At 70.0% G+C, this 17538-nt stretch carries 14 protein-coding genes and 1 tRNA gene; 3 read left to right on the forward strand and 12 right to left on the reverse strand.

Going from position 1 to position 17538, the window contains the following annotated elements:
* Positions 1-80: 80 nt before the first annotated feature.
* Positions 81-347: a 30S ribosomal protein S20 gene (rpsT, locus tag ACGFNK_RS02190; RefSeq protein ID WP_165341355.1), complete on the forward strand. Its 267-nt coding sequence runs from the start codon at positions 81-83 to the stop codon at positions 345-347.
* Between the two features lie 323 nt (positions 348-670).
* Here rpsT and holA read toward each other — a convergent pair whose 3' ends face one another.
* The 9 genes from holA to leuS all read right to left on the reverse strand — a co-directional run bounded on the left by holA (position 671) and on the right by leuS (position 13091).
* Positions 671-1666 carry a DNA polymerase III subunit delta gene (gene holA / locus ACGFNK_RS02195; RefSeq protein ID WP_393411058.1) on the reverse strand — a complete coding sequence of 332 codons (996 nt, stop codon included), beginning with the start codon at positions 1664-1666 and terminating at the stop codon, positions 671-673.
* Between the two features lie 60 nt (positions 1667-1726).
* Entirely contained in the window at positions 1727-1972 is a 246-nt protein-coding gene (locus ACGFNK_RS02200; RefSeq protein ID WP_344396869.1) for a hypothetical protein, read from the reverse strand.
* Positions 1973-2042: 70 nt separating this feature from the next.
* Positions 2043-2930, reverse strand: coding sequence for a YceI family protein (locus ACGFNK_RS02205; protein WP_386353188.1), 888 nt, complete (start codon positions 2928-2930; stop codon positions 2043-2045).
* 168 nt (positions 2931-3098) lie between these two features.
* Positions 3099-3926, reverse strand: coding sequence for an arylamine N-acetyltransferase (locus tag ACGFNK_RS02210; RefSeq protein ID WP_393411061.1), 828 nt, complete (start codon positions 3924-3926; stop codon positions 3099-3101).
* 158 nt (positions 3927-4084) lie between these two features.
* Positions 4085-7033: a ComEC/Rec2 family competence protein gene (locus ACGFNK_RS02215; RefSeq protein ID WP_393411063.1), complete on the reverse strand. Its 2949-nt coding sequence runs from the start codon at positions 7031-7033 to the stop codon at positions 4085-4087.
* The gene (locus ACGFNK_RS02220; protein ID WP_393411065.1) at positions 7030-8160 is read right to left on the reverse strand and encodes a helix-hairpin-helix domain-containing protein; all 1131 of its coding nucleotides are present in this window, start codon (positions 8158-8160) and stop codon (positions 7030-7032) included. Before ACGFNK_RS02220 ends, ACGFNK_RS02215 begins: the two co-directional genes overlap by 4 nt.
* Before the next feature lie 225 nt (positions 8161-8385).
* A complete protein-coding gene (locus tag ACGFNK_RS02225) occupies positions 8386-9231 on the reverse strand; it encodes a DegV family protein (RefSeq protein ID WP_393411067.1) in 846 nt (281 codons plus the stop codon).
* A gap of 93 nt (positions 9232-9324) precedes the next feature.
* Positions 9325-10065 (reverse strand): hypothetical protein, encoded by a 741-nt coding sequence (locus tag ACGFNK_RS02230; protein ID WP_393411069.1) that lies wholly within the window; start codon positions 10063-10065, stop codon positions 9325-9327.
* 149 nt (positions 10066-10214) lie between these two features.
* Positions 10215-13091 (reverse strand): leucine--tRNA ligase, encoded by a 2877-nt coding sequence (leuS, locus tag ACGFNK_RS02235; RefSeq protein WP_393411071.1) that lies wholly within the window; start codon positions 13089-13091, stop codon positions 10215-10217.
* Between the two features lie 565 nt (positions 13092-13656).
* Between leuS and ACGFNK_RS02240 the strand changes: the two genes are divergently transcribed.
* Together ACGFNK_RS02240 and ACGFNK_RS02245 are read left to right on the forward strand one after the other, a co-directional pair.
* Positions 13657-14961, forward strand: a complete 1305-nt coding sequence (locus ACGFNK_RS02240; protein ID WP_393411073.1) for a cytochrome b/b6 domain-containing protein — start codon at positions 13657-13659, stop codon at positions 14959-14961.
* Positions 14961-16589 carry an NADH-ubiquinone oxidoreductase-F iron-sulfur binding region domain-containing protein gene (locus ACGFNK_RS02245; protein WP_386353169.1) on the forward strand — a complete coding sequence of 543 codons (1629 nt, stop codon included), beginning with the start codon at positions 14961-14963 and terminating at the stop codon, positions 16587-16589. Before ACGFNK_RS02240 ends, ACGFNK_RS02245 begins: the two co-directional genes overlap by 1 nt.
* A gap of 93 nt (positions 16590-16682) precedes the next feature.
* Here the strand turns inward: ACGFNK_RS02245 and ACGFNK_RS02250 are convergent.
* From ACGFNK_RS02250 to ACGFNK_RS02260, 3 genes are all read right to left on the reverse strand, one after another.
* Positions 16683-16755, reverse strand: a tRNA-Ala gene (locus tag ACGFNK_RS02250).
* A 122-nt stretch (positions 16756-16877) separates the two neighbouring features.
* Positions 16878-17111 carry a hypothetical protein gene (locus ACGFNK_RS02255; protein ID WP_010986886.1) on the reverse strand — a complete coding sequence of 78 codons (234 nt, stop codon included), beginning with the start codon at positions 17109-17111 and terminating at the stop codon, positions 16878-16880.
* Between the two features lie 3 nt (positions 17112-17114).
* Complete coding sequence (locus tag ACGFNK_RS02260; protein WP_344396860.1) at positions 17115-17288, reverse strand: hypothetical protein; 174 nt, start codon at positions 17286-17288, stop codon at positions 17115-17117.
* Positions 17289-17538 lie beyond the last annotated feature (250 nt).

Consider the following 17538-nt stretch of genomic DNA (forward strand, 5'->3'; position numbering starts at 1 on the left):
GTCACCGGTGGGCCATTCGAAGATCAATCACCGGCGTGTGAGGCTCGTCCTCGTGCGCCTGAACCTGAAAAGGCTCATTCGTGGCGAACATCAAGTCCCAGATGAAGCGGATCAAGACCAACGAGAAGGCGCGGCTGCGCAACAAGGCCGTGAAGTCCTCGCTGAAGACCGCGATCCGCAAGGCCCGTGAGGCCGCTGCCGCGGGTGACGTCGAGAAGGCCACCGAGTTGCAGCGCGCTGCCGCGCGTCAGCTCGACAAGGCCGCCTCGAAGGGCGTCATCCACAAGAACCAGGCCGCCAACAAGAAGTCGGCGCTTGCTTCCCAGGTCGCTTCCCTCAAGGGCTGAACCTGTAACGCTCACTTGATTTGATCGCCGGAAGGACCCGAGCGGGCCCTCTCTCATCCGCTCCCGACCGGCACCCGACTCGTACGCGGCCTGCGTTCGCCACGCGGGTACGAGTCCTCAGCTTGAAGCGAAGGCCCCGCTTCCCGCCCTTCCCCAGGGCGGGAAGCGGGGCCTTCGGCCTCGTAAGGGGCGCGGGGCTGTATCAACTTGCGGCTCCGCCGCGACGGGGGCCCCCGTCGCGGCGGAGCCGAGAGTGGGGGAGCGACCAGCCACGAACGACCCGCAGTCGCCTGCGAACCCAACCCATCGCCCCGGTAGGCGCCCTAACCCCGTCGGGACCGGGCGGCACGGGCGATAGCAACGACCGCCTTCTCGAGGGCGTACTCAGGATCATCGCCCCCACCCTTGACGCCCGCGTCCGCTTCCGCCACCGCCCGGAGGGCGACCGCGACGCCGTCCGGCGTCCAGCCCCTCATCTGCTGCCGCACCCGGTCGATCTTCCACGGCGGCATCCCGAGCTCACGCGCCAGGTCGGCCGGACGCCCCCCACGCGCGGAGGACAGCTTGCCGATGGCCCGGACCCCTTGCGCCAGCGCGCTGGTGATCAGCACCGGCGCGACCCCCGTCGACAAGGACCACCGCAGAGCCTCGAGCGCTTCCGCCGCCCGCCCCTCGACGGCCCGGTCGGCGACCGTGAAGCTGGAGGCCTCGGCCCGCCCGGTGTAGTACCGCCCGACGACCGCATCGTCGATCGTCCCCTCGACATCCGCGACCAGCTGCGCCACCGCGGACGCCAACTCCCGCAGATCACTCCCGATCGCATCGACAAGGGCCTGGCAGGCTTCCGGCGTGGCCGACCGCCCGAGCGTACGGAACTCACCGCGCACGAAGGCCAGCCGGTCCGCCGGCTTGGTCATCTTGGGACAGGCGACCTCCCGCGCTCCCGCCTTCCGCGCGGCATCGAGCAGCCCCTTGCCCTTGGCCCCGCCGGCATGCAGCAACACCAGCGTGATCTCTTCGGCGGGCGCCCCGAAATACGCCTTCACGTCCTTGATCGTGTCCGCCGAAAGATCCTGCGCACCCCGCACGACCACGACTTTCCGCTCGGCGAAGAGCGAGGGACTCGTCAGCTCGGCAAGCGTCCCCGGCTGCAACTGGTCCGACGTGAGGTCCCGTACATCCGTGTCCGGATCGGCGGCCCGCGCGGCGGTCACCACCTCTCGCACGGCGCGGTCGAGCAGCAGGTCCTCCTGCCCGACGGCGATCGTGACGGGGGCGAGTACATCGGCTGCGTCTGCGGATTCAGTCTTCCTGGCCATCGCGCTCAAGCATCCCACGCACCACTGACAACGACCCTCGCCGCGAGCCCAGCCGCAGGGCTACGGCTCCTCACGCCAGCCGTCCCACTCGCCCGCGAACTCGTCCAACTCCCCAGCGTCCAGCCGTCCTTCGGCATCCCGCAGGACCACCAGCCACTGCGCGTCCTCGGCGTCGTCCTCACCGGCCAGGGCATCCCGTACGAGCTGCGGCTCCTCGTCCGTCCCGAACCGCTCCCCGAGCGCCTCCAACGCCTCCTGAGCGGCATCGCGATCGGGCAGCACCAGCACATGTCTCACATCGCTCACAGGGACATTTTCCGGTATGCGCCAAGCACCCGGTGCCGCAGTTCTATGCTCGCTGTTCAGGCCTCGCCGTTCAGCTCTTGGGGACGATCTGTATGTCCAGGGCGACCCGGATGCTGGGACCGACCACGGCGATGCCCCGGGCGAGCATCGTCTGCCAGCTCACCGTGAAGTCGTCGCGCCGCAGCTCGGTGGTGGCCCGGCACGCCGCGCGCACCTCACCCTCCATGCCGTTGCCGAGGCCGAGGTACTCGGTGTCGAGCGTGACCGTACGCGTCACTCCGTGCAGCGAGAGCGCCCCCGTTACGGCCCACCGGTTGCCGCCCTTGTGCACAAAGCGGTCGCTGTAGAACTCCAGGGTGGGGAAGCGGTCGACGTCGAGGAAGTCCTGCGACCGCAGATGGTCGTCGCGCATCTTCACGTTGGTGTCGATGGACGAGGCGTCGATCACCACGTGCATCGCCGTCAGATCCACCTGATCGGCGACCCGTATCACCCCGGCGAAGATGTTGAACCGGCCATGAACCCGCGCCAGTCCGATGTGCCGCGCGGTGAACCCGATCGAGGAATGCGTCGGCTCGATCTCCCAGTCCCCCGGCTCGGGCAGGGTGGGGGGCTGGGCGACCCGAAGCGCCACATCGCCGAGCGAGGTAACCGAGTTCTCCCGCACCGTGGCGCTCTCCCGGAGCGGCGTATACCCCTCCGCCGACACCCCGAGCCGGTACTCCCCCGCGGGAACCGTCGCCACGAACGACCCGAAGGGATCCACGCCTCCACCGACCACTTTGCGCCCCATGGCGTCACTGACCGTGAACTCCGCATGCGACACCGGCTGGTTGACCGGATCCAGCACCCGGCAGCTGAGCATCCCGGCACCTGTCGGCATCGGCAGGGCAGCGCGGAGACCCGTCCCCGATCCTTGCACTCGGTTCTTACGGCTTCCCAGCCAAAGGCCGACCATCTACGACACACCTCGCGCAGTATGAAACAAGACAAGATCTGCTGGCGTTGCATTCGACCACTGGTGCGGCTTTCGAGGCAAGACTCGACCACATCGCGGGAATCCAGCAGATGTGCTGGATATTGACATGATCAGCGCGAGTTTGCCGTTCCGCTTATGTGTCCTCCTTCAGGAACCCGCTCTCCCGACTGCTGGGACGCGCTCCAGCACGATTCCGAATCGCTCCCGGTACGCGGCCAGCACCTCCTCGTCCGTGACCAGATCCGCTCCTTGTTTCTTCCCATCGGCGGCCGTGATCGTGAGCTTCCGTCCGCTGAGCGTGATCCGGCCACCCTCGTCGGTGACTCGCGAACAGACGAGGGATCGCGTGAAATGCGACACCGGCGAGGTGCTGTGCCACCAGGCACCGCTCACGCAGTCCTCGAGCACCCGCGGCCGCAGCTCCAGCCGGTACTGAGGTGTGCCGTCCCGCAGGACATCCAGATCCCCGGAGCCCGCCGTGCCCCCGCGCACCCCTGCCGGATCCGCCCCGGCCTCGGCCAGCCGGAACATGCCGGCCGGATCCACCTGCTCGCCCCGCTCCCCGAAAGCCAGCGGACAGTGGCTGTTCGCCCCGAACCCGACGTCGACCAGCCAGTCACCCCGGTCCCACGTCCGCACCCGCAGCGCGAGATGGTCGAACGGAATGCCCAGCCGCTCCCCCTCCCCGTACACCCGCGCCGCGAGGAGCGTCACCTCGAAGCCCAACTCCGCAAGCAGCGCTCCGAACGCGCCGTTCAGCTCGTAACAGAAGCCGCCCCGCCGGGCCCTCACCACCTTGTCCAGGAGCTGTTTCTCCTCCAGCACGACCTCCTCTCCCAAGTGGATCGACAGGTTCTCGAACGGCACGGTCAGCAAATGCCGCAGTTGCAGTTCCCGGAGCGCATCCGCAGTGGGCAGCGCGGGGCGCTCGGCCCCGATCCGACGGAGATAGGCGTCTGCTTGTACGGAATCCATGCCTCCCAGTTTCCAGGACACTGCTCTCCGCCCCCCGCTCCCCGCTCCCGGCTCCCGGCTCCCGGATCACGGATCACGGCTCCCGGCTCCCGGATCACGGCTCCCGAGCTCCCGGGCTCCCGGGCTCCCGGGCTCCCGGGCTCCCGGGCTCCCGGGCCTCATGATCCCGCCACCCACAGGCGGTCCCCCTCGCCGACGACGGCCATCGCCCCGTCCTCGTCCGTACGCAGCACCGTGGCGCCCCCGGCACGCAGCGCCGCCACCGTGCTCGGTGCCGGATGTCCGTACGGGTTGTCCGCGCCGCATGAGATGAGCGCGAGGCGTGGCGCCGTCCTGCGTATGAGCTCCGGGTCCTGGTAGGCCGACCCGTGATGGGCAACCTTGAGCACGTCCACGCCACCCAGTGCGGCGCCGGCCGGGGATCTCGACAGGGCCTGCTGGGCGGGCGGTTCGAGGTCACCGAGCAGGAGCAGGGTCAGCTCGGCCGACCGTACGAACAGGGCGACACTCGCGTCGTTCGGGCCCTCCGGAGTGGGGGCCGGACGCGGCGGCGGCCACAGCACCCGCCAGTCGAGCGCGCCCGTACGCCGCCGCTCCCCCGCCACCGCCCGGGTCACCGGGATACGTCGAGCCGCCGCCTGCCGGTGCACGAACTCCGCTTGGTCCAGCGGCTCTTCGAAGCCCGTCGTCTCGATCGCGCCCACCGAACGCCCGCGCAGCACGCCCGGCAGCCCCGCCACATGGTCCGCGTGGAAGTGGGTCAGCACGACGAGGGGGATCCGGGTGATGCCCAGCGTGCGCAGGCACCGGTCGACGAGGACCGGATCTGGTCCCGCATCGACCACCACACCCGCGCCATCCCCCGCCGCGAGCACCATCGCATCGCCCTGTCCCACGTCGCACATCGCGAACCGCCAGCCTGGAGGCGGCCACCCCGTGATCACCCGGGTGATGGGCGCCGGCTGCACCAGCACCAGCAGGAGCAGCAGCGCGCAGGCACCGCTCAGCCAGAGGTGCCTCAGGAGCCTCCGGCCGACGAGTACAAGCACAACGGTCACGCAGGCGAGCAGCAGCGCGCCCATCCAACTGTCCGGCCAGTCCACGCCCGCGCCGGGCAGGGCGGCTCCGGTGCGGGCGATGTCCGCGATCCAGCCCGCGGGCCAACTCGCGCACCACGCCAGCGCCTTGGCAACCGGCATTGCCCACAAGGCGGTGGCCAGAGTCGCGAAGCCCAGCACCGTGGCGGGCGCGACCGCGAACTCCGCGAGCAGATTGCACGGCACCGCCACCAGGCTCACCCGAGCCGAGAGGACGACCACAACGGGCGCACACACGGCCTGCGCCGCACCCGCCGCGGCCAACGCCTCGGCGAGCCGCGGCGGGACCCGAAGCCTCTGGAGTGCGGCGCTCCACCTCGGAGCCAGGGTGAGGAGGGCGCCGGTCGCGAGTACGGAGAGCAGGAAGCCGTAACTCCTGGACAGCCAGGGGTCGTACAGCACCAGGAGCAGAACCGCCGTGGCCAGCGCCGGAATCAGTGACCTGCGGCGGCCGGTGGCGATGGCCAGCAGCGCGATCGATCCGCAGGCCGCCGCCCGCAGCACACTCGGGTCCGGCCGGCACACGATGACAAAGCCGAGCGAGAGCGCCCCACCGAGTACGGCGGTCGCCCGCAACGGGATGCCGATTCTGGAGGCGAGGCCTCGGCGCTCGGCGTGCTGCGCAAGTCCTGGCGGTCCGATGAGCAGGGCGAGCAAGATCGTGAAGTTGGCCCCGCTGACGGCCAGAAGGTGAGTGAGATCCGTCGCCTTGAACGCCTCGTCCAGCTCCGGCGTGATCCGCGAGGTGTCCCCCACCACCAGTCCCGGCAACAACGCCCGCGCATCCGGCTCCAGCCCCTCGGTCGCCGCACGTAGCCCACCGCGCAACTCCCCCGCGAACCGCTGCGCCCCCGACGGCTCCCCCACCACTCGCGGTGGCCCAATGCCCTGCACCCGCAACACGGCCGCGACCTGCCCACCGTCCCCCACCTCGGGCACGACCCGCGCCTCAACCCGCACCTTCGTGGAGGGCAGGAGGGAAAGCCAGGGTGAGCCTTGTGTCTTCCCGGACAGGGCGCCGGACTCCGCTGCGGCTGCGGGACCGTCGCCGGTTTCCGACCCCGCCGCGGAGCTGCCGCCGGATTCCGCGCCCACCGTCACGATCACCAGTACCGGTGTCCGCGTCGCCGTCACCGTCCCGTCCGGCTGCTCGATGCGGCGGACGTCGGCGTTGAGCAGTACGGCGGTCGGGGCGGCGTGGGCTCCCCTGATCCGGGGGCGGGTGAGCCGGGGGTCGGAGGTGATCTCCACGTCGGCGGTCACCTCGGTGTACTGGCGCGCCAACTCCGGGACCGGCCCACGGCGCAGGTCCGCCCCGTGCAGCCCGCCGGAGGCAGCCGCTGCCGCCACGCAGAGCAGCACGGCGGCGACGGAGGCTTTCGGCCAGGTACGCCACAGAGGCCTCCGCCGCGCACGGTTGGGCTCCGGAACGGCGGCGCGGTGGCGCTGCGGCTCAGCGTGTCTGCGGTCCGATTCGCCATGACTGCGTTCCGGATCGGCGCGGTTGCAGTCCGACTTGCCGCTGCCGCCATCCGATTCGCCGCTGCCGCGGCCTGGTTCACCGTGGCCGCGGTCCGGTTCGGCGTATCTGCGTTCCGGCTCGGCATGCCTGCGGCCCGACCCGCTGTGGCTTCGGTCCGATTCGCCGCGCATGCTGTCCGCCTCGCCATGGCCGCGGCGCGACAGGCCGCGCTCGCGGTTTCGGCCGGGGACCAGCAACCCGCCCGCCACGACCAGGCAGAAGGCCACCACCCCGATGGTCCAGCCCGGTGACGCTCCCAGCGTCAGTGCCGCCGTCGCCCATGCCGCCAGTGCGGGCGGCACCAACCGCAGGTCGGTGGGCCCTTCTTGGCGAGGACGCGAGGAACCGAGCGGGTTCCCGGAGGCGGCGTGCACGGCCGGGCGGTCGCGCACGCCAGAGCCGGGCACGCCAGGGCCGGGCACAACTGCGTCGCGCACAGCGGGACCGGCCACAGCGGAGCTGGACGCTTGAACCTCCGGCCCATTCATGGCCGTACGAGATTCTGCAGATCGGCGAAACGACGATCACCGATGCCATTCACTTCCCGGAGTTCGTCGACCGAGCGGAACCCGCCGTGCTGCGTGCGGTAGTCGATGATGTGCTGGGCCAGCACGGGACCGACACCCGGCAGTGTGTCGAGCTGCTCCAGGGTGGCCGTGTTGAGGGCGACCGGAGCGGCCGGAGCGGCGGCAGCCCCTCCGGGACCGACAGCACCCCCGGCACCAGCGCCGCCTGTACCTCCGGTCGCGCCGGCTCCCATCCCGGCGGGCGGAGCCCCGACCACCACCTGCTCTCCGTCCACAAGGAGCCGGGCGCGGTTCAGCCCCACGGTGTCCGTGCCCGGGCGCACACCTCCGGCGGCCCGCAGCGCGTCAGCGACCCGGGAACCGGCCGGCAACCTGTGGATACCGGGTTCGCGCACCTTGCCGCTGACGTCCACCACGATCGCGGCGCCCGGCGCGCCCACGGGGTCCCTCGCGGCTGTTGAGGATCCGGGTGCCACGCCCGCTTCCTCGTACGGAGCCGTGGGTGCCGCCCGTACCACCTCCGGTGGACGCACCGGCTGGGTCCGGCCCGACCAGAAGTGCTGACCCGCGAAAACGGCGGCCACCACTAGCAACGCCGAGAGTGCGACCACGCTTTTCCGCTCCAGCCCGCATCTCGACTGGAGCCACAGCGGCATCCGCTCCCGCATGGCAAGCCCAACCCGCTCCCGCCACGCGGCTTCAGCCGTGGCCGCAGCTCCGGCCCCGGCCTCGTTCCCGCCCACTTCGGCGCGAACTGCCCCCACCGCGTCGCCGCCGACTACACGGTCGCGACAGTCCGCGGGCTCGCCCCGAGGGCTGCCGCTGCCGGGCCGTGGGGAGTGCGGTGGCCCGGCCACACCCGTCCCCGGGCCACCCCCGGGCGTCCCATGCCCCAACCCCCGCCGCTCTCCGGCCCGTTCGGCGAAGATCGCCTCCGCGCGCAGACGGAGTGCCTCCGCCGAGGCCTGGTGGCGGCGGGCCCTGCCTCGGTAAGGGTGACGGCGGTGCCGGATGCGGCCGTCGGAGACGGGGCCGCGGCCCGGGCCACTGGTAACGAACGTTGTCCGTGAAGGTGATCGAAGTGCCATGCGACGAGAATCGGGCACCACGGCACCCTCGCGATGATCTTGCCCAATTGCCGTGGATTACCACCCAGTTGTGGATAACTCCGTCACCCCCACGAGGAGCCTGACTGGGTGTCCGACGCGGGCCCCGACGAAGCACCCGCGCACGCACCACACGACTCCCCCACACAAACCACACACTTTGCGAGATACATCACAATGAAATACCTCACCAACCACCGTGAAAACTCACCGAGGCGAGACCACTGCCCCCAACAACCCGGGCCCGGTATGCGCCCCGATGACCGCCCCGACCTCGCTCACATGCAGATCGGCCAGGCCCGGCACCCGCGCCCGCAACCGCTCCGCCAGTGCCGACGCCCGTTCAGGCGCGGCGAGATGGTGGACCGCGATGTCGACCTGTGCGCTCCCCGCCCGGCCGGCCACGATCTCCTCGAGGCGGGCGATCGCCTTCGACGCGGTGCGCACCTTCTCCAGCAGTTCGATCCGGCCGCCGTCAAGCTCCAGCAGCGGTTTTACGGCCAGCGCGGACCCGAACAGTGCCTGCGCCGCCCCGATTCGGCCGCCCCGCCGCAGATAGTCCAGCGTGTCGACGTAGAAGTACGCGGAGGTGCCGGCGGCCCGCTTCTCCGCCGCGGTCACCGCCTCGTCGATCGTGCCGTCCGCCTCCGCGGACTCGGCCGCGGCCAGGGCACAGAAGCCGAGAGCCATGGCGACCATGCCCGTGTCCACGACCCTTACGGGCACCGGCGCCTCGCGCGAGGCGAGGACCGCCGCGTCGTACGTCCCCGAGAACTCGGCGGACAGGTGCAGCGAGACGATGCCGGTGGCGCCCGCCTCGGCGACCTTGCGGTAGGTCTGGGCGAAGACCTCGGGACTGGGCCGGGACGTGGTGACGGGGCGTCGCTTCTGCAGTGCCTGGGCCAGTGAGCGGGCCGAGATCTCGGTGCCCTCTTCGAGCGCCTGGTCGCCGAGAACCACGGTCAGGGGCACCGCGGTGATGCCGTGGCGCTCCATCGTCCGTGGCGGCAGGTAGGCCGTTGAATCGGTGACGATAGCGACATGGCGGGACATGAGCTGGAGATTACCCGCAGGAACGCGCGGGCGGCAGCCCGGCGCTTCGCGCCTGTTGCCGCCGGATCGGCCGGATCACGTCGCGCTCCCGGATCAAGTCGTGCTCTCCGGGCGGGGCTTCTTCTCCCAAGGGTACGTGGGCCGCTGTGCCGGCGGCGTGATGGCGGGCCGAGTGGACGTGGGCTCCTCCTCGGCGGTGCGCGACGGAGCCGTGTCCGGCCAGGTCTGCTGGTCGCCAGGCGCCGCCGGTGCCTCCGGCCACGGGGGCGGCGGCTGCGCGGGCGCCGGCTCCTTCGTCCAGTGCCGCAGCGCACCCGCTTCCATGTCGATCTGCTGGCTCAGTGAGTCCAGGTCGTCGCCCGCGAACCGACGGGCCCGGTCGCGCGCCGCCGAGCGCAGGGCGTCGGCCGACTTCGTGATCTGCTCCGTACGCTCCCGCAGCTCCGGCAGCTGCTCGACGAGGTGGGCTCTGTTCGGCTCCCGCTCCAGTCGCTTCATGTCGGCGTCCAGTTCGTGGCCGTGCGCGCTGAGTCGCTGGAAGAGGGCCAGGGACTCCTTCAGCGACTCGTCCTCGGTCACGCCCGCGTGCAGCGCGTCCTGGGTGGCACGCATCGATGTGCGCAAGGAGAGCCGCAGTTGGGCCAGCTCACCGAACACTCCCGGCTGTGCGAAGGACTTCGCCCTGAGTGTGGAGTCCTCGACCGTGCGGCGGGCCTGGGCGACGGTGCGGTCCACGCCGCGCTTTGCGGCACCGACCGCCTTCACCGTCGCATACGTCCCCAGGACCACGAACAGCACGAAGATCAGCGCCACGATTGCGGCCACGGCTTCCATGACGATGTTCCTCTCGGGTCCTGCTTGTCGGTACTGCTTCCAGGTCCTGCTTGAAGTGCCTGCGGGCTCTTCCACGGTAAACGGAAAAGGCAGGCCGGGGGTTCCAGCGGAACCCCCAACCTGCCCGTAGGGGACTACCCCGACCCGCGTTACGCAGGAACGATGTTCACCAGCTTCGGTGCCCGCACGATCACCTTGCGGATCCCCGCGCCGTCCAGCGCCGCCACGACCTTGTCGTCACCCAGGGCCGCCTTCTCCAGCTCCTCGTCGGAGATCGAGGGGGACACTTCCAGGCGTGCCTTGACCTTGCCCTTGACCTGCACGACGCAGGTCACGGTCTCGTCCACGACGTACGCCGGGTCGGCGACCGGGAAGTCCTGGTGGACGACCGAGTCGGTGTGCCCCAGCTTGCGCCACAGCTCCTCGGCGATGTGCGGGGCCAGCGGCGCGACCAGCAGCACCAGGGACTCGGCGACCGTGCGCGCCACCGGTCCGCCCGCCTTCGTCAGGTGGTTGTTCAGCTCGGTGACCTTGGCGATGGCGGTGTTGAAGCGCAGGCCGTCCAGGTCCTGGCGTACGCCGTCGATCGCCTTGTGCAGGGCACGCAGCGTGTCCTCGTCAGGCTCGCTGTCCGTGACCGTGACCGCGCCGGTGGCCTCGTCCACGACGTTGCGCCACAGCCGCTGCAGCAGCCGGAACTGGCCCACCACCGCGCGTGTGTCCCACGGCCGCGACACGTCCAGGGGTCCCATGGCCATCTCGTACAGACGCAGTGTGTCCGCCCCGTACTCGGCGCAGATCTCGTCCGGAGTGACCGCGTTCTTCAGGGACTTGCCCATCTTGCCCAGCAGACGGGTGACCTTCTCGCCCTCGTAGTAGTACGCGCCGTCGCGCTCCTCCACCTCGGCGGCCGGCACCGCGATGCCCCGGCTGTCGCGGTACACGTAGGCCTGGATCATGCCCTGGTTGAACAGCTTGTGGAACGGCTCGGCCGACGAGACGTGCCCCAGGTCATACAGGACCTTGGACCAGAAGCGCGCGTACAGCAGGTGCAGTACGGCGTGCTCCGCGCCGCCCACGTACAGGTCGACGCCCCCGTGCGGCATGCCGTCGCGCGGGCCCATCCAGTAGCGCTCGTTCTCCGGGTCGACCAGCTTCTCGCTGTTGTGCGGGTCCAGGTAGCGCAGCTCGTACCAGCAGGAACCGGCCCAGTTGGGCATGGTGTTGGTCTCACGGCGGTACTTGCGCGGGCCGCGGCCGTCGCCCAGGTCCAGGGTGACGTTCACCCAGTCCTCGTTGCGGGACAGCGGTGTCTCCGGCTCGGTGTTCGCGTCGTCCGGGTCGAAGGTGCGCGGCGAGTAGTCCTCGACCTCCGGCAGCTCCAGGGGCAGCATCGACTCGGGCAGCGGGTGGGCGATGCCTTCCTCGTCGTAGACGATCGGGAAGGGCTCGCCCCAGTAGCGCTGGCGGCTGAACAGCCAGTCGCGCAGGCGGAAGTTGACGGTGCCCTCGCCGATGGCCTTGCGTTCCAGCCACTCGGTGATGCGGGCCTTGGCGTCGGCGACGCCCAGGCCGTCCAGGGAGACGTCCGCACCGGAAGAGTTGACGATCTTCGCGTCGTACGACACGAAGGCGTCGTCCCACGTCGACGGGTCGGTGCTGCGGCCGTCGGCCGGCTCGACGACGCAGCGGATCGGCAGCTCGAAGGCGCGCGCGAAGGCGAAGTCGCGGCTGTCGTGCGCCGGGACGGCCATGATCGCGCCGGTGCCGTAGCCCATCAGCACGTAGTCGGCGATGAAGACCGGAATCTGCTCGCCGTTGACCGGGTTGGTCGCGTACGCGCCGATGAAGACGCCGGTCTTGTCCTTGGCCTCGGCCTGACGCTCGACATCCGACTTCGAGGCGGCCTGCGCACGGTAGGCGGCAACTGCCTCGGACGGGGTCGCGTGGCCGCCGGTCCACACCTCGTGAGTGCCCTCGGGCCATTCCTGGGGCGTGAACTTCTCGACCAGCGGATGCTCCGGCGCCAGCACCATGTAGGTCGCGCCGAACAGGGTGTCCTGGCGCGTGGTGAAGACCGTGATGTTCTCGCCGTCGATCGGGAAGTCGACGCGGGCGCCCTCGGAACGGCCGATCCAGTTGCGCTGCTGCAACTTGATGGCCTCGGGCCAGTCCAGCGCGTCCAGGTCGTCCAGCAGCCGGTCGGCGTAGGCGGTGATGCGCATGTTCCACTGGCGCAGCTTGGCCTTGAAGACGGGGAAGTTGCCGCGCTCGGAGCGGCCGTCCGCGGTCACCTCCTCGTTCGCCAGTACGGTGCCCAGGCCGGGGCACCAGTTCACGGGCGCGTCGGAGGCGTACGCCAGCCGGAACCCGCTCAGGACGTCGGCGCGCTCGGCGGCGGTCAGGTCTTGCCACCCGCGCCCGCCGGGAACAGCCCGCTCACCGCTCTCGAACCGGGCGACCAGCTCGGAGATCGGACGGGCCTTCTGCGCCTCGTCGTCGTACCAGGAGTTGAAGATCTGCAGGAAGATCCACTGGGTCCACTTGTAGTAGTCCGGGTCGATCGTCGCGAACGAGCGGCGGTTGTCGTGGCCCAGGCCCAGCCGGCGCAGCTGCACCTGCATGTTCTTCATGTTGGCCTCGGTGGACACGCGCGGGTGCGTGCCGGTCTGCACGGCGTACTGCTCGGCGGGCAGGCCGAAGGCGTCGAAGCCCAGCGTGTGCAGGACATTGTGGCCGGTCATGCGCTGATACCGGGCGAACACATCGGTGGCGATGTAGCCCAGGGGGTGGCCGACGTGCAGGCCCGCACCGGAGGGGTAAGGGAACATGTCCATGATGAACTTCTTGGGCTTGGCCACCAGTGCGGTGTCAGCGGCCAGGTCGCCGGTGGGGTTGGGCGCCGCGTAGGTGGCGTTCGCCTCCCAGAAGTCCTGCCAGCGCGCCTCGATCTCGTCAGCCATGGCGGCCGTGTAGCGGTGCGGCGCCACCACCTCGGAGGCGGCGGCGGGATTCGTCTCGCTCATGATCCTCAAAGCTCCATCGATCGTCTCTGCCAGCGGCTCAGTAAATGAAAAAGCCCCTCGCACAGGAGGGGACGCCGCGCCGATTCCGGCCACGGTTTCATCGGTGGCCGGGACTGATCAGCGCGGCTCGCTAAGCAGAAGGCGTACGGCACGCATGGCGTCAGAGTACCGCAGCCGTCGAGTGGGCCGCGACGGAGCTTTCCGGGGCACATGACACGGCGTGCCACACTCTTGTTGCGGCACCAAAAGCTGAACAAAGGTCAAGAGTTACTCGGCGTAAGGGAATCTAAGGGACATCGCAACACCCTCGCGCCCCTTAGATAACGGCGCAATAACTCAAACCTCGTACCCCTCGGTATGTCTCGGCCTAGAGTGCGGCAGCGGGACCGCTTCCCCGAACTGTTTGGGAGACACCCCCCATGAACACTCGACGCAGTAACAGCCCGGTTCCCCGACCGGGCTGCTCGGCCCGCGGTGGATTCACCGCGGGCGCGTTGTCGCTCATACCCTTCGTCGTGATGTTGGGAGGTACGTCGTGGTAAGCGATACGACGTCGGACAGCACGGTGGATGACTCGTTCGCCGCGTTCCTCGACTTCGGCACAGGCGTCCTGTCCCTCGTCTGCCTCACCGCCTCCGTGATCTGGGGACTCGTCGCCCAGGACAGGATCTTCCTGGACGCCCGCCAGCGGATGCTGGCGCAGGCGGTGCACCGGACCACCGCGGTCGCCGCGGTCGTGTTCCTCTTCGTGCACATCGGGACCAAGCTCGCACTGGACCACACCTCGTGGATCGCCGCGCTCATCCCGTTCGGACTCGTCGGCTCGAACGACGAGATGCTGGGCAGGGCCTTCCTCATCGGCCTGGGCACCCTGGCCAGCCTGATGATGATCTTCGTGGCCATCACCGGCATCCTGCGCAATCGCTTCGCGACCTCGGCACCCGTCGCGTCCCGCTGGCGCATGATGCACAGCCTGGCCTACCCGGCCTGGTGCATGGCACTGGTGCACGGCCTGTTCGCGGGCCGCCAGGCGAAACCGGTCTTCGTGATCCTCTACGTCCTGAGCCTGGTGGCGGTCGGCGGGGCGCTGGCCCTGCGGGCGTCTCCGCCACCGTTCAAGCGCAAGTTCGCCCAGCGCGTCCGGGAACTGATCGGGAACACCGGCGGCGGACTACGCGCGGAGCCCCCGGGGCGCCGTACCGCGGCCGAGGCCCGGCAGACGGGCGGCGCCGGTTCACGTCCGGGCTTCCCGGAGGGGAAGGTCCCGCGGCAGCGCACAGGTTCCCCGTCGAACGCCTCGCTGTACGACACCGGACAGCGCGCCGCCCTCACGGACACGGGGGCGGGCGCCTCGCTGTACGACACCGGACAGCGCGCCGCGTTCACGGACACCGGGTCCAACCCGCTCACCGACACCGGCGGCTTCTCGGCCGCCTACCGGGCCGTGTCCAACACCGGCAGCATCCCGCGCATCCAGGACCCCCTCGGCCAGCCCGATCCGACCCAGCGCATGCAGGGGCTCCCGATGGACATGCAGCCCACGGAGGCGATCCCGCGCGTCGAGGACAACGCCCCCCGCTGGCCGGCCCCGTCCCCGCCGCTGTACGAGGCCCCGCCGCGCCCCTCCGAGACGCCCACCACGTACAACGGCCCGGCCTACGACACGGGCAGCACGCCCTACGTGACTCCCGGCACGCCCCCGTCGTACGGATCCAATGATTTCTACGACACCGGTGAGTCGTACGACCCCCTTGGTACGTACAACACGAATGACACGTACGACAGCGGTCCCGCCACTGAAACATTGCCCGGTGCATTCGACGCACCCAGCTCCGGCGAACCCTGGAACGCGCCTTCCGGAGGCTTTTAGTGAACGCCGCTCTCCCCGATGTCCCCGAGGTCCGCGTGGTCGGACTTCCTCAGCTCACCTCGGGTTTCGACCTGGTCGAAAGACTCGATCTGGACATGCACCTGAAAGTGCACGGTCCGCTCGAGCCGATGGGCGGGGAACAGCTCGCACAACTCGCCGAGCGCATATCCCTGAAGGGCCGCGGCGGCGCGGGCTTCCCCTTCCACAAAAAGCTGCGGTCGGTCGCCGAGTCGGCGATCAAGCGCGGCGTGAGGCCCGTGGTCGTCGTCAACGGCAGTGAGGACGAGCCGGCCTGCCGCAAGGACACGGTGCTGATCAACCGTGCTCCGCACCTCATCCTCGACGGCGCGCTGCTGGTCGCGGAGGCCCTCGGGGCCCGCACCCTCGTGGTCGGTGTGACCCGCGAGTCCACCCAGAATTCCATGGAGGCCGCGCTCGCCGAGCGGGGGCTGAACAACCGGCGCGGCTCCGTCCTCCGCGCGCGTGTGCAGCGCAACCCGGTGCGGATGGTGACCGGTGCCGCCGCCTCGCTGATCCGCTCCATCGACGGCGGTCCGGCGATCCCGCCGGGCCGCAAGATCAGCGCCTCGCAGAGCGGCGTCGGCGGTGCTCCCACGCTGCTGTCCAACGCCGAGACGTTCGCGCAGCTGGCGATCGCCGCGCGCATCGGCTCCGAGCGCTACGGCAACACAGGCCTGTACGACGAGCCCGGCACCGTCATGGTCACCGTCTCCGGCGCCGTCGCCCGCCCCATGGTGATCGAGATGCCCACCGGTGTGCCGCTGCGGTACGTCCTTCAGCTCGCCGGCGCCCCGCCGGTCCCGCAGGGCGTGCTGACCGGCGGCTATCACGGCAAGTGGATCGACGCGGCCACGGTCAACGAGGCGATCGTCTCGCGTGACTCCCTGGCGGCGGTGGGTGGTTCGCTGGGCGCGGGCGCGATTCTCCCGATCAGCCAGGAGACCTGCCCGCTGGGCGAGTCGCTGCGCGTGGCGCAGTGGCTGGCCGAGGAGAGCGCGGGGCAGTGCGGCCCCTGCTATCTCGGTCTGCCCGCCGCGGCACGGGGCATGGAGGACATCCTCAACGGCGGCGGCCCCGCGGCCCTGGAGGCGGTCAAGCAGGTCGCCCACGCCGTGAAGCGGCGCGGTGCGTGCTCTCACCCGGACGGCTCCGCGATGTTCCTCGAGTCGACGCTCAAGGCGTTCACCGACGACCTGGCCGCGCACGTCCTCGGCAACGGCTGCGGCAGGCCCGTGGAGGGCGTACTGCCGCTCTTCGAGGGCGGCGGCGTCCCGACCGGTATCCCGGGCGGCCAGGGGCAGTTGGAGGCGGGTCCGAGCCGGCAGAAGATCTACGTCGACTGGACGCTGTGCCGAGGGCACGGCCTGTGCGCCGACATCCTCCCGGAGGTCTTCGAACTGGGCGCAGACGGGTTCCCGACCGTCGCCCAGGCGCAGGTGCCGCGCTACGCCGAGCAGAAGGCCATGCGCGCCGTACGCCGCTGCCCCGCGCTCGCGCTGCGCATCGAGGAGGACAACTCCGGGGGCCCTGCCCGCAACAACCTCCCCGTCCTGTCGCAGGGCCGCGGCCAGGGCCGAGGCCGCCGCGCACTCGGCAGCGGCCGCTGAACGCGACGTAACGACGCACGAGGCAGTACAGACAGACAGAAGGCGGGCCATCCGATCGGATGGCCCGCCTTCTTCTGATCTCTTCATCTGCTGTGGAGCTAAGGAGATTTGAACTCCTGACCCCCTGCATGCCATGCAGGTGCTCTACCAACTGAGCTATAGCCCCTTGCGTGTCCTTCCGGTTGACCCGGCGGCGACGCCAACATTACACGCTCCTACCGGTGCACCACCAAATCGTTTACGGGGCGCACGGGCTGGGGCGGGACACGTCCCGGACCGCGTCCCGAGTCAGGCCGTGGCGAACGAATAGAACCGTTTGAGCGTGCAGTGCTCGTCGAGGAGCCGGCCGTAGATCGGCTCGCCCTCCAGCTCGCGGTACGTCTCGATGGGGTCGCCTTTTATGATCAGCGCCCGTGCGCATTCCTCGCACCAGTACTGGTAGTCGTGGTTGACCGGTTCCATGTCGCGGACGATGGGCGTACCACTGCCGCACCAATCGCACTTCCGCCTGTGCGCACCCATCGATCAGCTCCAGCTGTGGCCGCAGGCCGTGCACACGTAGGAGATCCCGCCGTTGTCGCCGAGGACTTGCGCGACGTGGGCCGATCCGCAGGACGGGCAGTCGAGGCGGGTGATCTTGTCCCGTATCACCTCTGCGTCGAGGAGGTCGTCGACCTCCCCGATGATGCTCGCAGGCATCGCCAACTCCCTCCACCCGTCGGGCCGCGCCCCCTTCCGGCCGTTTGATTCTGCCACGGCCGGACCAATACGGTCAGCGACGCCTTCGTACCAGTCCGGACACGGCAGCCGCGATACCCGTCACGGCCAGCGCGAACGTACAACGAGGAGCGCCTCCGAAGAGGTATACGCCTCCCGCGCCCAAGTGACTCAAGCGGGTTCAAGAAGAGTGTGCCGATCGGCAACGAAAAATCCCGCTCCCCTGGGGGGA

The sequence above is a fragment of the Streptomyces sp. NPDC048825 genome (assembly GCF_043198355.1).
In the GTDB taxonomy this organism is placed as follows: Bacteria; Actinomycetota; Actinomycetes; order Streptomycetales; family Streptomycetaceae; genus Streptomyces; species Streptomyces xiangluensis.

What these genes read in the sequence shown, in the direction of transcription:
- ACGFNK_RS02220 (WP_393411065.1), bottom strand. Translation starts at nt 8,160, where the DNA reads ATGGCACTTCGATCACCTTCACGGACAACGTTCGTTACCAGTGGCCCG.
- ACGFNK_RS02255 (WP_010986886.1), bottom strand. Translation starts at nt 17,111, where the DNA reads ATGGGTGCGCACAGGCGGAAGTGCGATTGGTGCGGCAGTGGTACGCCC.
- holA (WP_393411058.1), bottom strand. Translation starts at nt 1,666, where the DNA reads ATGGCCAGGAAGACTGAATCCGCAGACGCAGCCGATGTACTCGCCCCC.
- leuS (WP_393411071.1), bottom strand. Translation starts at nt 13,091, where the DNA reads ATGAGCGAGACGAATCCCGCCGCCGCCTCCGAGGTGGTGGCGCCGCAC.
- ACGFNK_RS02260 (WP_344396860.1), bottom strand. Translation starts at nt 17,288, where the DNA reads ATGCCTGCGAGCATCATCGGGGAGGTCGACGACCTCCTCGACGCAGAG.
- ACGFNK_RS02225 (WP_393411067.1), bottom strand. Translation starts at nt 9,231, where the DNA reads ATGTCCCGCCATGTCGCTATCGTCACCGATTCAACGGCCTACCTGCCG.
- ACGFNK_RS02230 (WP_393411069.1), bottom strand. Translation starts at nt 10,065, where the DNA reads ATGGAAGCCGTGGCCGCAATCGTGGCGCTGATCTTCGTGCTGTTCGTG.
- ACGFNK_RS02205 (WP_386353188.1), bottom strand. Translation starts at nt 2,930, where the DNA reads ATGGTCGGCCTTTGGCTGGGAAGCCGTAAGAACCGAGTGCAAGGATCG.
- ACGFNK_RS02210 (WP_393411061.1), bottom strand. Translation starts at nt 3,926, where the DNA reads ATGGATTCCGTACAAGCAGACGCCTATCTCCGTCGGATCGGGGCCGAG.
- ACGFNK_RS02215 (WP_393411063.1), bottom strand. Translation starts at nt 7,033, where the DNA reads ATGAATGGGCCGGAGGTTCAAGCGTCCAGCTCCGCTGTGGCCGGTCCC.